Annotated in this window: 13 protein-coding genes; 6 read left to right on the top strand and 7 right to left on the bottom strand. The window is 65.8% G+C overall.

The genetic code is table 11. From position 1 onward, the window contains the following. Window positions 1-85: 85 nt before the first annotated feature. The 4 genes from IF803_RS13285 (at window position 86) to IF803_RS13300 (ending at window position 3,575) form a co-directional block, all read left to right on the top strand. A complete protein-coding gene (locus tag IF803_RS13285; protein ID WP_461192423.1) occupies window positions 86-550 on the top strand; it encodes an Lrp/AsnC ligand binding domain-containing protein in 465 nt (154 codons plus the stop codon). Between the two features lie 123 nt (window positions 551-673). Continuing rightward, on the top strand, window positions 674-1,294 hold the full coding sequence (locus IF803_RS13290; RefSeq protein ID WP_461192465.1) for a hypothetical protein: 621 nt from the start codon (window positions 674-676) through the stop codon (window positions 1,292-1,294). Window positions 1,295-1,503: 209 nt separating this feature from the next. Beyond that, complete coding sequence (locus IF803_RS13295; protein ID WP_461192424.1) at window positions 1,504-2,532, top strand: tetratricopeptide repeat protein; 1,029 nt, start codon at window positions 1,504-1,506, stop codon at window positions 2,530-2,532. A gap of 5 nt (window positions 2,533-2,537) precedes the next feature. Continuing rightward, the gene (locus IF803_RS13300; protein WP_461192466.1) at window positions 2,538-3,575 is read left to right on the top strand and encodes a tetratricopeptide repeat protein; all 1,038 of its coding nucleotides are present in this window, start codon (window positions 2,538-2,540) and stop codon (window positions 3,573-3,575) included. A 203-nt stretch (window positions 3,576-3,778) separates the two neighbouring features. On the opposite strand, the gene IF803_RS13305 is transcribed toward IF803_RS13300, so the two are convergent. The 5 genes from IF803_RS13305 to IF803_RS13325 form a co-directional block, all read right to left on the bottom strand. Then, entirely contained in the window at window positions 3,779-3,979 is a 201-nt protein-coding gene (locus IF803_RS13305; protein WP_016842427.1) for a cold-shock protein, read from the bottom strand. Window positions 3,980-4,262: 283 nt separating this feature from the next. Then, window positions 4,263-4,574 carry a SorB family sulfite dehydrogenase c-type cytochrome subunit gene (gene sorB, locus IF803_RS13310; RefSeq protein WP_028342507.1) on the bottom strand — a complete coding sequence of 104 codons (312 nt, stop codon included), beginning with the start codon at window positions 4,572-4,574 and terminating at the stop codon, window positions 4,263-4,265. 11 nt (window positions 4,575-4,585) lie between these two features. Then, entirely contained in the window at window positions 4,586-5,785 is a 1,200-nt protein-coding gene (gene sorA, locus IF803_RS13315) for a SorA family sulfite dehydrogenase catalytic subunit (protein WP_461192425.1), read from the bottom strand. A gap of 202 nt (window positions 5,786-5,987) precedes the next feature. Continuing rightward, entirely contained in the window at window positions 5,988-6,215 is a 228-nt protein-coding gene (locus IF803_RS13320; RefSeq protein WP_461192426.1) for a hypothetical protein, read from the bottom strand. Window positions 6,216-6,376: 161 nt separating this feature from the next. Beyond that, window positions 6,377-8,122, bottom strand: a complete 1,746-nt coding sequence (locus IF803_RS13325; RefSeq protein WP_461192427.1) for an adenylate/guanylate cyclase domain-containing protein — start codon at window positions 8,120-8,122, stop codon at window positions 6,377-6,379. Window positions 8,123-8,342: 220 nt separating this feature from the next. Here IF803_RS13325 and IF803_RS13330 point away from each other — a divergent pair, with 220 nt between their 5' ends. Further along, window positions 8,343-9,884 (top strand): glycosyltransferase family 39 protein, encoded by a 1,542-nt coding sequence (locus tag IF803_RS13330; RefSeq protein WP_461192467.1) that lies wholly within the window; start codon window positions 8,343-8,345, stop codon window positions 9,882-9,884. A 115-nt stretch (window positions 9,885-9,999) separates the two neighbouring features. On the opposite strand, the gene IF803_RS13335 is transcribed toward IF803_RS13330, so the two are convergent. Together IF803_RS13335 and IF803_RS13340 are read right to left on the bottom strand one after the other, a co-directional pair. Beyond that, on the bottom strand, window positions 10,000-11,031 hold the full coding sequence (locus tag IF803_RS13335) for a YcjF family protein (RefSeq protein WP_461192428.1): 1,032 nt from the start codon (window positions 11,029-11,031) through the stop codon (window positions 10,000-10,002). Next, on the bottom strand, window positions 11,028-12,491 hold the full coding sequence (locus tag IF803_RS13340) for a YcjX family GTP-binding protein (protein ID WP_461192429.1): 1,464 nt from the start codon (window positions 12,489-12,491) through the stop codon (window positions 11,028-11,030). The genes IF803_RS13335 and IF803_RS13340 overlap by 4 nt, the downstream gene beginning before the upstream one ends. Window positions 12,492-12,687: 196 nt before the next feature. On the opposite strand from IF803_RS13340, the gene trhA reads away from it, so the two are divergent. Beyond that, complete coding sequence (trhA, locus tag IF803_RS13345; RefSeq protein WP_028342501.1) at window positions 12,688-13,383, top strand: PAQR family membrane homeostasis protein TrhA; 696 nt, start codon at window positions 12,688-12,690, stop codon at window positions 13,381-13,383. Window positions 13,384-13,574: the final 191 nt, after the last annotated feature.

A 13,574-nucleotide genomic window follows, 5' to 3' on the forward strand; every position in this document is an offset into this window, starting at 1 on the left:
GTACGCGCTAGCGAACCGTAGTTCGATAGACAAATTAGCAGATTTGCCTTAGAAAATCAGGACCAATTCGCGAAGAACCGTAGATATGACAGAGATCGACAAGACTGACCGCAAAATCCTCTCGATCCTGCAAGGGGATGGCCGGATTGCCAATGTGGAACTGGCCGAGAGGATCGGCCTGTCGCCGACCTCGGTCGGCGAGCGGCTGAAGCGGCTGCAGCGTGACGGCTTCGTCGAGGGCTATGGCGCGCGGCTCAATCCGCACCGGCTCGGGCTTGGTCTTCTGGTGTTTGTCGAGGTGCTGCTCGACAAGACCACGCCTGATGTATTCGAGAAGTTCGCCAGGGCGGTCCAGAGCGCGCCGGAAGTGCTCGAGTGTCACATGGTGGCCGGCGGCTTCGACTATCTGGTCAAGGCGCGGGTCGCCAACATGACCGCCTATCGCCGTTTCCTCGGCGAAACCCTGCTGGCGCTGCCGGGCGTACGGGAGACGCGAACCTACGCGGTGATGGAGGAAGTCAAGCGCGACGCGCCGCTGCCGGTCGGCTGACATGCAGCCGCTCCGATCCACAGCCATGCGCCGGATGTCTTGGCATCGCGACGCACCCGCGATAATCCTTTGGTTGAGTTGGGGCAGTGGTTCATGAAAGACGCCGATCAGCCGATACGAGCGATGCAGGCCGGATTTGCCGGCGCGCTTTCTTTGCTCATGCTCTCGCTGCCGTCGGTGGCGCCGGCCCGCGCAGCCGAGCTCAGCTCCGGCGTCATGCAGCTCTATTCCTCGGTCTCGATCTATCCGCCGTCGGCGACGGGGATGACGGTCTGTTACGGCTTCGTCTGCCGGCGTCGCGAGATGCTTGACTTCAGCGCGGCCGACCGGGCGGCCCTGACCAAGATCATGGCCGCGGGCCGCGCCAATGCCGCCGCCGAACGCGCGGCCGTGCAAAAGGCCGTGATCTGGTTCGACCGCCGCATGGGGCCGATCCTCGGCACCGACAAGCGCGTGGCGAAAGCGGACTTCCGCGCCAACGACGACAAACACAATTATGATTGCTGGGACACGACGCGGAACACGACCAGCCTGATGCTGGTGATGCAGGCGTGGAACCTGTTCAGGTTTCATGACGTCGGGGATCCCCACTACCGCGGATTTTCGTTGGCGCAAACGCCGCACAACACCGCCGTTCTCGTCGAGCGCGCGACCAAGGTGGAATGGGCCGTCGATCTCTGGCCCCGCGGCTATCTGCAACCGCCTGACGTCATGACCGTCGCCAAATGGGTGACGGAAGATTGAACGACTGAGCATTGCAGCTGCGCGTTCCGCGCTGTTCCATCCTCATTGATCGTAGCGATAGCGTTCCGTGCGATGCTGGAACCGAACGCCAAGCTTCGAACAGCAAGCTTCGAACGATATGGTTCCAAAAAATACGTTCAGCGCCGATCACCATAAGAACCAAGTGACGCGTTAACACCGGCAGCATTCGGTCAACCCGAGGCTACCACATGCGTTCACGTTCGATCTGCATTGATGCCGCCACCGGCGGCGTTCGTTTCCCGCAGCTGCTGGCGCTTGCGTTGCTGCTTGGGCCTTTGTTCGCCGGCCCGGCGCGCGCGGGTGATGCCGAGGATTGCAGCGGGCCGCCGACGGACAAGGCCGAGGCGGCGTGCTCGGGCATCATCAACGATACCGCACGCTCCACCGAGGATCGCACCAAGGCCTTCACCGGCCGCTCGCGATTTGACATCGCGCGCGGCAAGATCGATCAGGCCCTCAGCGATGCCGATGCGGCGGTGCAGCTGAATGGACAGTTCGTGCCGGCGCTGATCGCGCGCGGCTATGTCCAGCAACGCAAAGGGAGCCCGGATCAGGCCCGCGCCGATTTCGATCGCGCGATCGAGCTCGAGCCGAAGAACCCGTTCGGCTTCCTGGCGCGCGGCAATCTGCGCGCCGACCAGCACGCCTGGAGCGATGCGATCTCGGATTACGGCCAGGCGATCACGTTGCGGCAGGATCTCCCCGCCGCCAATGTCGGGCGCGCGCGGGCCTATGTCGAATCCGGACAGCCCGATGCGGCGCTGGCCGACGCCAACACCGCGATTGCCGTCAACGCCAGCACGCCGAATGCGTTCTACTGGCGCGGTCAGGCCTATCGCCGCAAGGGCGACATGGATAAAGCGATCGAGGATTTCTCGCGCGCGATCGCGCAGGCGCCGCAGGCCGAGCGCAGCGCCTATTTCGCCCGCGCCCAGCTCTACAGCGCCAAGGGCGACTATGCCCGCGCGATTGCCGACTTCGACCGGCTGTTGACGGTTCTTCCGACAACAAGGAGATCCAGCAGCAGCGCCAGCAGGCGGTCGCGATGCAGGCCGAACTCGCCAAGGCAGCAGGCGGCGCCGCGCCGCCGCAGGCCGCACCGCCGCCAGGTGCAACGGCGGCGCGGCCAGCCGCGCCGGCGGCGGGTAACCAGCAAGTCGAGCAGGCCAAGCAGTTCATCGCACAAGGCAACAATGCGGGCGCCGTTGCCAATCTAACCCAGGTGCTGGGCGGCGACCCCCGCAACGAGGCTGCGCTGCGCCTGCGTGCACTGGCTTATTCACGGCTCGGCCGGTTGGCGGACGCGCGCAACGATCTCAATGCCCTGCTCAAGCTCAAGCCGGACGATCCGCAGCTGCTGGCGTCCCGCGCGCTCAATGCCGCCGGCATGCGGCAGTTCGATGAGGCCAAGGCTGATGCCGGCCGTGCCATCACGCTCGATCAGAACAATTCGTTGGCCTATCTGGCGCGCGGCCTCGTCAAGGCCGGCACCGGCAAGGTGCAGGACGCGCTCGCCGACTACGATCATTCGATCTCGCTGAATGCCAAGGAGACGCTCGCCTTCACCGAGCGCGGGCTCGCCCATATCGGCCTCAACCAGCTCGACAAGGCGCTGCTGGATTTCGATCAGGCCCTGGCGCTGGTGCCGACCAATCTGGTCGCCAAATCGTGGCGCGGCCTCGCGCTGATGCTCAAGGGCCGCGCCGATGAGGGACTGGTCGATATCGACGGCGTGCTGGAGCGAAGCCCGAACAATCCGACGGCCCAGCTCGGCCGCGGGCTCGCCATGCTGACCTCGTCCCAGTACGACCGTGCCATCGCCGCCTTCGACCAGATCATCACGCGGGCGCCCAACGATGCCTTCCCGCATGTGCTGCGCGCCCGGGCCTATCTCGGGCTGAAGAAGCCGGATAACGCGATGAAGGATCTCAACTTCATCCTCTCTGCGCGGCCCGATTATCAGCCGGCGCTGACATTACGCGGCATCACCTGGTCGGCGCTGCGCAACTACGACAAGGCGGTCGAGGATCTCGACCGGGCGATTGCGCAGAAGGAGACCGTCGAGGGCCTGTTCGCCCGCGCCAAGGCGTATGAGGCGCTCAACCATGCCGACAAGGCGACCGAGGACTTCCGCAAGGCAACGCAGCTCACGCCGTCAAGCGTGTTCGACGTGCTGGCGCAGGCCGAGTCGAAGCGCAAGGTTCAGGAGCTGTCGAAGCGGGTGCCGTGCGGCAACGGTCAGAGCGGCACCTGCCTGTGACGCGGCAACTCGGCGGCGGCGCGCTTTGCTGGAGCAAAGGATGAACGTCGGCGCGCGCTGGCGATGGCGGCCGAAAAAAAGCTCAACGCCGTGGCGCGCGGGTATCGTGCCCGCCCCGCCGAACGTCACGTTGTCTGATGTTGGGTCGGCCCCCACTCCCGGACGGTATCCGAGAGTGCGCCGCCGGATCTGGCGCTAATACGCTAGACCTTGAGATTCTCGGCTGACGTCTTGCCGCGATTTGCGATCTCTTCGTACTCGACGGATTGGCCTTCGTTCAGGGTCTGAAGGCCAGCCTTCTGAACTGCTGAAATATGCACGAAAATGTCCTTGCCGCCCGTTGCGGGCTGGATGAATCCATAGCCCTTCGTCGGGTTGAACCACTTCACTGTACCTTTGGGCATTCCAGTCGTCTCCGCGGAATCAATCGAAAACAGACCAGCCGGCCCCCGCACAAACCGGCTTGTCCGCAACGACAGGATAGCAGTTTGAAAAAAGCTGGGTAGATCAAACGACGGTGTGTTTTTGACCGGAAACAACCCGCTTTGCGGGGGTTTGACGCCAGATTGCCCGTTTCGTGGTCAATTGATGCGCTGCAAAAACGGATCGGTTCCAGTGTACCGAATTGGATCGATGGTCCCGCGCGCTGCCTTTTCGGCCGGCGTGCGGGGATCAACCGGCCGTCTCTCAATAGGTCGCGGAGAGGTATTCGACGATCTTGCCGACGTCGGCTTCGTCGATCGGCGCACCGTAGACCTTGATCATCTTGGTCACCTCGGCCTGCCAAAAGTCCTTCTTGAACTTCTCGCCCTGCGGCTGGGTCTTGACGTAGTCGGCCGAGTGGCAGGCGGTGCAGTTGTTTTGCACCACATCGAGGTTGGGGCCCGGCTTGAAGGCCGCGGTCTCCTCGGGGACCGTGTAGTTCACGGGCGCGGCGACGGCGGCGCCGATCGACAACATGGCGATCGCGGCGAGGGATGGAAGCAGCTTGCTGGTCATGATGCTTCTCCTCACGCCGCGGTGACGCGCACGGTTTCGACGACGTTGCGCAGATAGCCGGCCGGATTCCACAACGGATCCATCGGCTGGGTATCGCCGGCATTGTTGGTGGCGCGCACCTTCAGCTCTGCGGGACCGGCCGCGAGCTTCACCGGCAGCTTCCATTCGCGGAAGGCGTATTTGCCGAGGTCCTTGCCGAGCTTGGCCGGCGTCCAGCTCTTGCCGCCGTCGGTCGAGACCATCACCTCCTTGATGCCCTTGCCGCCGTCGAAGGCGATGCCGCGCAGCATGGTGCGGCCGGCCTTCAGCTTGGCGCCGTCGGCAACGCTGGTGATGAACGAGCGCACCGTGAAGCGATTGATCGGGATCGTCGCCTTCGGTGCGGTCCCGGGCTCGACCGCATTGTTCGGCGTATCCGGTATCCGGTAGGCGGACTTCATCCAGAAGCCCTCGAACACGTTGTCGATCACGGTGATCTCGTTGAGGTGCTTCACCCAATAGGTGCCGTAATAGCCGGGCACCACGAGGCGGAGCGGGAAGCCGTTGAGGAACGGCAGGTCCTCGCCGTTCATGCCCCAGGCCAGCATCACCTCGCCGTCGCGTGCGTGGTCGATGTCGAGCGCCTTGACGAAATCCGGCGTCTTGTCGCTGACCGGACCGTCCATGCCGTTGAAGGTGACCTGCTTGGCTCCGGCCTGCACGCCGGCCATGTCGAGCACGGTCTTCAGCGGCACGCCGTGCCAGCGCGCGCACCCCATCGCGCCGTTGCCGAGCTGGCCGCCGGCGACGCGCGGACTGAAGAAGCCGCGGCTGTTGCCGGAGCACTGGTTGACTGCAACGATATCGGTCGCCTTCAGCTTCCTGATGTCCTTCAGCGACAGCTTCAGCGGCTTGTCGACCTTGCCCTTGATCTCCAGCGTGAACTTGTCCGGATCGAGATTGTAGGGGAGGTCGGCGAGGTGATAGCGGACGAAGAACGCATTGTTCGGCGTGAGCGGGCCGTCGTTGAAGACCGCAAACGGCGTTTCCAGCTGCGGCGGGCGGGCGGTCAGGCCGATCATCGGGCGCTTCTGCGGGTAGCGCACCAGCGGCCGCTCGCCATTGCCAAAGGGCAGCGTCACGGTGTCGAGGGCGAATGCGCCCCTTGATCCCAGCCCCGTCACCAAAGCGGCCAATCCGGCGCGCTTCATCAAGTCTCGTCGATCGAGCATCCCGCTTCCTCCGAAGCTGTTCTGTCGTGAGCCGGTCATCACCAGCCCCAGATTACCTTGCGCACCTTCGCACCATGGAATGCACGCAGCCCAAATGTCGCACCGGGGAACGGCAAGTCAATTGAGCTTTCGCAGCGTTGCGTCGCAACAACGAAAAGCCCCGGTCGCGACCGGGGCGTTTCCATCCAGGTAGAAGGTTCGATCAGTAGCAGACGTTCAAGGTGCGATAGCGATAGCCGTAGGGCGTCAGCACCAGGCGGGTGGCGTAGCAGCCGGAGTCGACGAAGCCGACGGCAACGCCCGGGCCACCCCAGAAGTGATGGTGATGCGGATGCCAGAAGAACGGCTTGGCGGAAGCTGCGGTCGGCGCCAGCGCGGCGGCACCGAGGGTTGCGGCAGTGGCGAGAGCGAGCGTGACTTTGCGAAACATGGTCTTCTCCTTCGGATGCGCGTTGAGCTCTGTCGCGGCGCGGTTGCAGTGTTACCCATCGCCAGTCAGTCGCATCCGGCACCGGGCACGTTCGAGCATCTCTGCTGAACGCACCGTCGGATGTGCGGCAGGTCACATTCGGAAAGAGGGAGATGGACCGGTCAGGCCGCGACGGCACGCCGGTCGTCGACCAGCGTTGACAGGAGCTGCGTCTTTTCGACCGTGCGCACGGTCATCGGCTCGTTGCGGCCGCGGATCGCGACCTCCTGCGCCGGCAGGGCATCGGCGGCCAGCCCGGCGGTGACGCGCACCTCGTCCGAGATGATCGCCTCGCAGGCCAGCGCCTTGGTCATGTCCTGCAGCCGTGCCGCGACGTTGACGGCATCGCCGAGCGCCGTGAACACCATGTGGTCGCGATAGCCGATGTCGCCGACGATCACCTCGCCGCCATGGATGCCGATGCCGAAGCGGATCGGCTCCCGCAGATCGTGGCTCAGGAACTGGTTCAGCTCGTCGATATGGGTTGCGATCAGCGCCGCCGCGCGCAACGCCTGGCGGCAGGCCACCTGCCGGTCGGTGGCAAGCCCGAACAGCGCCAGCATGCCGTCGCCGATGAACTGGTTGGGCCGTCCGCCGGCTTCCAGCACCGCCTGCGACACCGCGCCGAGGAAGCGGTTGACGATGAACACGGTGTCGAACGGCAACCGCTTCTCGGCAAGCTGCGTCGAGCCGCGCATGTCGACAAACATGCTGACCAGATAGCACTCCTGGCCGACCCGTGCCGGATTGGTGGCGTGCGCGTTGGCCGACGTCGTGCTCGGCAGGAACAGCTGGAAGAAATTCAAGTCAGCGGTGGGCCGCAACTGGCAGGCCAGCCGGATCGACGGATCGTCATTGCCGACCCGGTGCAGCACGAAGGCCTCACGCGGCGAGGGCTCGGGCAATCCGTTGTGGTCGCCGATGATGCGGATGCGGCAGGTCGAGCAGCGCGCGCGGCCGCCGCAGACGCTCGCATGGGGTACGTTGTAGCGCAGGCTTGCTTCCAGCACGCTCAATCCCTTCGGTACCCGCAGCGTGCGGCCGTTGCCGTAGGACAGCGCAATCATGCCGCCGCGGCGTTCCAGCAGGGCCCGCGCGCCGCGCGCCAGCAGCACGAGGCCGAGCAGGCCGAGATAGCCGACGGTCAGGCCGTCGGTGATCTTCTCGAGCGTGGTCCCCTGCGCCGCGGTGCCGAGCTTCTGCACCGACAGCTCCTCGCGCCGCCAGTCGGGGTCCTGATAGTCGATGATCGTGGCGCGGCCACCCTGGTAGATGCCGAGCATCGCCAGGGTCGGGATCAGCACCGCTCCGGCGAGCAGGAACGGCGCGGCGCGCTTGAAGAACGGACGCAGCCGGAGCCAGAAATACAGGCCGATGCAGCCATGCACCCAGGCGATCACCAGCACCGCCAGCATCTGCCACAGCCGGTTCGGCGAGGCGATGAAGAAGGTGTACAGCTCCTGGGGGTAGAGCTTCTCTTGCCCGTACAGGGTCTGGCCGAGCCGTACGCCGACGACGTGGGCGACGATCAGCATCGGGATGCTGAGGCCGAGCGTCAGTTGCAGCGGCTCGATCGCCTTCCAGTGGAACTCGCGGCGCTGATAGAGCGCCCAGATGCCGAGCCCGGTATGCACCAGGCAGGCGCTGTAGAACACGATCGCGACCGGCAGGAACTGCCAGAATTCGGTGTGGTAGTAGACCCCGATCGCCAGCGCCTGCGTCGAGATATTGCCGAGCGCGTGGTTGAGGAAATGGCTGATCAGGTAGGCGAACATGATCGCCCCCGTGACGATGCGGACCTGCCGCAGGCCGATACCGCGGGCCATGTCCTGCAAATGCTCGCGCGAGGGGGAGGCCATGTGATTCATGATCGGCAAGTCTAGTGGTTAATTCCCGCGCTGAACACCGTCGCGGGTCCGGACCAGCCGTGAGAGCGGGCCGCGCGGCACGTTGACACTCCGTTAAGAGTCGAACAAAAAGCGCGCCGTGACGATAGCCCAAGCCGAACCTGGAGCCGATAACAACAGCGTTAAGCCGGCCCGTTCGCGCGCGCCGGACTGGCGGGGCGTCATCGCCGTGATCGTTGCCATGACCGCGATGCGGCTGGTCTACGCCCATGCGCTCGATCTGCGCACCGACGAGGCCTATTACTGGACCTGGTCGAAGGAAAACGTGCTGTCGTTCCTCGACCATCCGCCGATGGTTGCCTGGTTCATCCGCTTCGGCACCGCGATCCTCGGCGACACCAATCTCGGCGTCCGCCTCGGCGGCATCGTGGCGATGCTGGCCACCCAGCTCCTGCTCGCCGACATCGTCCGCCGCGTGACGGCCAACAACGTCCGCGCCGTGATGCTGGCGCTGCTGTTGCCGGAGGCGGCGCTGTATTACGGCCTCTTGATGGCCAAGGTCGCGCCCGATACGGCGCTGATCCCGTTTTCGGTGGCGATGCTGTGGTCGCTGGTCCGGCTTGCACAAAGTGGTGACGGACGCTGGTGGCTCGCCGCGGGGCTGTTTGCCGGGCTGGCGCTGCTGTCGAAATTCACCGCGATCATGTTCGCGCCGGCGGTGCTCGCCTTTGCGCTGGTGCCGGATTGGCGCTGGCGCTGGCTGCGCAGCCCGTATCCGTATCTTGCCGCGCTGATCGCGATTATCGTGTTCTCGCCTGTGCTGATCTGGAATGCCGGGCACGACTGGGCCTCGTTCCGCTTCCAGGCGGTGCGCGCCACCGCCGAGCGCGCCTTCACGCTGCGCACCGTCGGCGAATTCGTCGGCATGCAGTTCGGCCTGGTCGGCTTCGTGCTGCTTCCGGTGACGCTGTTCGGCACCGCGCTGACGGCATGGCGCGGCTATCGCAAGCGCGAGCCGGTCGCGATCCTGCTGGCGACCGCGGTGCTGGTGCCGTTCATCTACTTCCTCTGGAAGTCCCTGACGCTGCGGGTCGGCGACACCTGGCCGATGTTCCTGTGGCCCGCCGGCTTCGCGGCAATTGCCATCAACGTCACGCGGATGCCGTTCGAGGGCTGGTCGGTCGGGCTCGTCAAATCGACGGTCTATTGGGCGCGGACCGCGATCACCACCGGGATCGTCTTCGTCGTCTGCGTCTTCCTCTATTACATGTTCGCGCCGTGGAATCTGATCGGCCGCACCGATCCGATCGGCACCGAGGCGGGCTACGATGTGGTGGCTGCGCGCACGCTGGCGCAGGTTGAGTCGACCGGCGCAACCTGGGTCGCGACCACGGATTATCGCACCTATGCGATGCTGCGCTGGTTGCTGCGCGGGAAGGTGACGGTCATCGAAATCAACGAGCGCGGCCGCTTCCAGGGCTTTGCCGATCCCGGCATGAGCAAAATCAGAAATCACGCCGGCGTCTATGTCGGGCGCGAGCCCGAGAACAATCTGCCGCTGTGGAGCGAGACGACGGCGGTGCGCCAGCCGCTGGAGCGCGTGACGCGGAGCTGGCGCGGCATGGTGATGGACACCTATTCGCTGGAGAAGATCAGCGGCTGGACGCCCGATCTGTCGCCGCCGCCGGACACCACCTTCTTCCGCTGGCGCGTGCTGGCCTTCTCCTTCTCCCCGCTTGCGGGGTCGAGACGAGCGAAGCTCGCTCTTAGAAGGTCGGGATGAGGGGGAGTCTCCGCGGGGACGGCGAGAGTTGGTCTCGCGGAGACTCCCCCTCACCCGGAATTTGCGCTTCGCGAAAATTCCGGCCTCTCCCCGCAAGCGGGGCGAGGCAAGCAACTCATTCCTCTTCCTCGCGCTTGCGGATCAGGTCTTTCGCGAGATCCGTTAGCGCCGGGCGTGGCAGGGCGTTGAAGGGAAGCGGGCGGGTGACGTCGATCGCGGCGAGGCCCAGGCGGGCGGTCAACAGGCCGTTGAGCATGCCTTCGCCGAGGCGTTGTGACAGTTTTGCCGCGATGCCGTGACCGAGCATCTGCTGGATCAGGCTGTCGCTGGCGGCCATGCCGCCGGTGATGGCGAGATGCGCGATGACGTGGCGCAGCAGGCGGATCATGCCGAGCGCGCCGGGCCGGCCGCCATAGAGCCGTGCCAGCTGCCGGATCATCCGCAAGCTCGCCACGAACACGAACAGCACGTCGAACAGCGCGCGCGGGCTGACCGCGGTGACGACCGAGACGCGTTGCGCGGCGGTCGAGACCAAGCGTCGCGCCTCCTCGTCGAGCGGCGTCATCAGCTCGCGCTCGGCGAGGCGGATCATGTCGGCGCCGTCGATGATGTCGTCGGTATGGCTCTGCAGCGTGCTGCGGGCGCGGGCGAGCTGCGGGGTCTGGTGCGCGAGCTTGAGCAAATCGGCGACGATCACCCGGCTTGCGGCGCGGTCGTCGCTGATCAGCACCTCGGCGGCGCGCAGATGCAGCTTCTCGATGGTCGCCAGCCGCGCCAGACCGACCAGCTCGCGCGTGGTGACGACCGCAAGCGCCACCGCGGCGATGACGGCGAGTCCCAGCCCGAGGACGCCGAGGCCTTCATTGTGTGCGAACAGGTCCTCGACCAGGTTGATGACGCCAAGCCCGGTGCCGAGCACCACGAGGCCCGCGACCGCGCTCCAGAACAGCGTGCCCCAGCGGAAGCCGCGGCGCACCGGCACCAGCGGCGTATCAACCGGGACCGGGAGCTGCGCGGGCTCGGCCTCGGGCACGATCTGGATCGTGCCGCGGGTGAGGTGGCCGCCGTCGTCCGGATCCATCACGACCACGCCGGGATCGTCGAGCTTGAACGTCGCCGGCCGCCGCGGGGGCGTCTTCTCGTTCATTGCAGTTTGTCTCCGATCAGGAACTGGAGGGCGCGGTCAAGGCGGATGTGAGGCAGCGCCGGCTCTGCATCGCCGTTTCGTTCCAGCTTTGGCGGACGGAAGCGCAGGAAACGATAATCGGCGGTCTCGGCGCCTGAGTTTGAGAGGCCGCGGAATCCGCCGTTGAACAACTCCTCCGGATTGTCGGGCAGGTCGCCCGGAAAGGTCGCAACCTCCGTCTCGCCGTCAAGCCGCTCGCCATTGGCGACCTCGCCCGGCGCCGGCGTGCCGAGGATCGACGGCAGCCGGTCGCGCCCGCGCTGGACCTGCGCCTCGCGCGTGGCGCGCACCGCGGCGAGCGCGACGACGTCGATGTCGGCGCCGGCATATTTGGCGCGCTCGGCGGCCTTGGCCACGATCCGCCGCAGCACGGCCTCCAGCCGATCATGGCTTTGGTGGTGCAGATGGTCGGCCTTGGTCGCCGCGAACAGGATGCGGTCGATGCGCGGCCGGAACAGCGCGCTCAGGATCGTGCTGCGGCCGATCCGGAAGCAGTCGAGGATGCCGGCGAGCGCGGCCTCGAGATCGTGCAGCGCCTCGGGGCCGGCGTTGAATGCGGCGAGCGCATCGGCCAGCACGATCTGGCGGTCGAGCCGCGCGAAATGATCGCGGAAGAACGGCCGCACCACGACGTCCTTGTAGGCCTCGAAGCGCCGCCGCATCATCGCCCACAGCGAGCCGTCGGGCGCGCTGCCGCCTGCGGGCACGTCGAGCGGTGCAAAGGTCAGCGCCGGCGTGTCGGCGAGATTGCCGGGCATCAGGAAGCGGCCGGGCGGCAACAGGCTCATCGCGAAGCGCTCGTCGCGGCAGGCGCGCAGATAGTCGGTGAACAGGCGTGCTTCGGTGAGCGCGGCCTGCTCGTCCTCTCTGGCCTCGGGCTTCAGCGTCGCGAGATGGGCGTGCCAGGGCGCCGCGAGTTTGGCGCGCAGCGGCTCGCGCGACAGCGCAAGGCTTTCCGCCGACCATTGCTCGTAGCTCTTGTTGAGCAGCGGCAGGTCGAGCAGCCACTCGCCGGGATAGTCGACGATATCGAGGGTGAGCGTGCGGTCCGCGCCATTTTGGCGCTGATACTCGATCACGAGACGGAGCTCGGAGATGTCGGTGGTCGAGCTCGGCCAAGTCCGCTCCTTGACCAATGTCCGGACATGGTTCTCATAGGCGAAGCGCGGCACCGCATCGTCGGGTTGCGGGGCGAGATAGGCGCGCGCGATCCGCCCCGAGGCATAGGCCTCGAACACCGGGAAGCGGCCGCCGCGGGTCAGGCCGTGCACCAGCGCGGTGATGAACACGGTCTTGCCGGCGCGCGACAGGCCGGTGACGCCGAGCCGCACCGTCGGGTTGAAGAAGCCCTCGCCATAGTCGAGCAGCGCCCGCGCCGAGAGACGGGCTTCCTCGACGATATCAGTGAAGCTGGGGGGCATGGAGGGTTAACGAAAAACCCGGCAGGAGGGACCAAAAGGGGCGGGCGATCACCCGCAAAGTGGCGATTATCGGGCCAAAATCAAGCTTCACATTTCCGGCGCCTTTACAGGCGAGGGGATTGTCAGGGGGCAAGGGAATTGAACGCGTCACCATGCCCGCGCTACCCATCGTCTATCGGCCCACGGGAAAGCCTGCATGACGGTCTTCCGCCTGAAGCAACTTGCCTCGACCTCGATCCACGCGGCCGGCGCCGCGCTGTGGAACTACGACCGTGCCGAGCTGATCGCCGACGGCGTCATTCATCTCGTCGGCGTCGCGTTCGGGCTGGTCGCCGCCACCGCACTGATCGTGCTGACCGCGGTCTATGCCGGCCCGTTCGACATCGCCGTGGTCTCGGTCTATGTCGCCGGCCTGCTCGCGATGCTGGTGCTGTCGGCGACCTATAATCTGTGGCCGGTGTCGCGCGCCAAATGGGTGCTGCGGCGCTTCGATCATTCCGCGATCTATCTGCTGATCGCCGCGACCTATACGCCGTTCATCGTGGAACTGAAGGACAGCACTTTCGCGATCGCGTTGCTGGTCGGGGTGTGGTGCGTGGCGATCGTCGGGATCTGGCTGAAGCTACGCTATCCCGGCCGCTTCGACCGGCTCTCGGTCGGGCTCTACCTTGCGATGGGCTGGAGCGGCATCATGCTCTACGACGCCGTCGTCAAGGTGCTGCCGGCGATGGCGCTCGGCTTCGTGCTGGCCGGCGGCATCCTCTACAGCCTGGGGGTGATCTTCCACTCCTGGCGCCGGCTGCGTTTCCAGAATGCGATCTGGCACTGCTTCGTGCTGCTCGGGGCCGCCTGCCACTATACGGCGGTGTTCGACGTCGTGCTGGCCAGCTGAAGCTCTCGCCATCTGCGGCGAATGGGCTATCATGCTTCGTGATACGCCCGTTGCGCTTTGTCCCGTCATCCTGAGGAGCGCGGAGCGCGTCTCGAAGGATGCACGGCCCGGCTGGTGGCCGTCGACCCTTCGAGACGCGCGTGCCGCGCTCCTCCAGCGACAACGGCTTCGCCGTTGCGCGGGGGTGACGG

The sequence above is a fragment of the Bradyrhizobium sp. UFLA06-06 genome (assembly GCF_054820065.1).

Excerpts from the sequence above, each read along its gene's own strand:
- IF803_RS13305 (WP_016842427.1), bottom strand. The coding sequence starts at position 3,979 with ATGCCCAAAGGTACAGTGAAGTGGTTCAACCCGACGAAGGGCTATGGA.
- sorB (WP_028342507.1), bottom strand. The coding sequence starts at position 4,574 with ATGACCAGCAAGCTGCTTCCATCCCTCGCCGCGATCGCCATGTTGTCG.
- sorA (WP_461192425.1), bottom strand. The coding sequence starts at position 5,785 with ATGCTCGATCGACGAGACTTGATGAAGCGCGCCGGATTGGCCGCTTTG.
- IF803_RS13340 (WP_461192429.1), bottom strand. The coding sequence starts at position 12,491 with ATGCCCCCCAGCTTCACTGATATCGTCGAGGAAGCCCGTCTCTCGGCG.
- IF803_RS13325 (WP_461192427.1), bottom strand. The coding sequence starts at position 8,122 with ATGAATCACATGGCCTCCCCCTCGCGCGAGCATTTGCAGGACATGGCC.
- trhA (WP_028342501.1), top strand. The coding sequence starts at position 12,688 with ATGACGGTCTTCCGCCTGAAGCAACTTGCCTCGACCTCGATCCACGCG.
- IF803_RS13285 (WP_461192423.1), top strand. The coding sequence starts at position 86 with ATGACAGAGATCGACAAGACTGACCGCAAAATCCTCTCGATCCTGCAA.
- IF803_RS13330 (WP_461192467.1), top strand. The coding sequence starts at position 8,343 with ATGACCGCGATGCGGCTGGTCTACGCCCATGCGCTCGATCTGCGCACC.
- IF803_RS13335 (WP_461192428.1), bottom strand. The coding sequence starts at position 11,031 with ATGAACGAGAAGACGCCCCCGCGGCGGCCGGCGACGTTCAAGCTCGAC.
- IF803_RS13295 (WP_461192424.1), top strand. The coding sequence starts at position 1,504 with ATGCGTTCACGTTCGATCTGCATTGATGCCGCCACCGGCGGCGTTCGT.
- IF803_RS13320 (WP_461192426.1), bottom strand. The coding sequence starts at position 6,215 with ATGTTTCGCAAAGTCACGCTCGCTCTCGCCACTGCCGCAACCCTCGGT.
- IF803_RS13290 (WP_461192465.1), top strand. The coding sequence starts at position 674 with ATGCAGGCCGGATTTGCCGGCGCGCTTTCTTTGCTCATGCTCTCGCTG.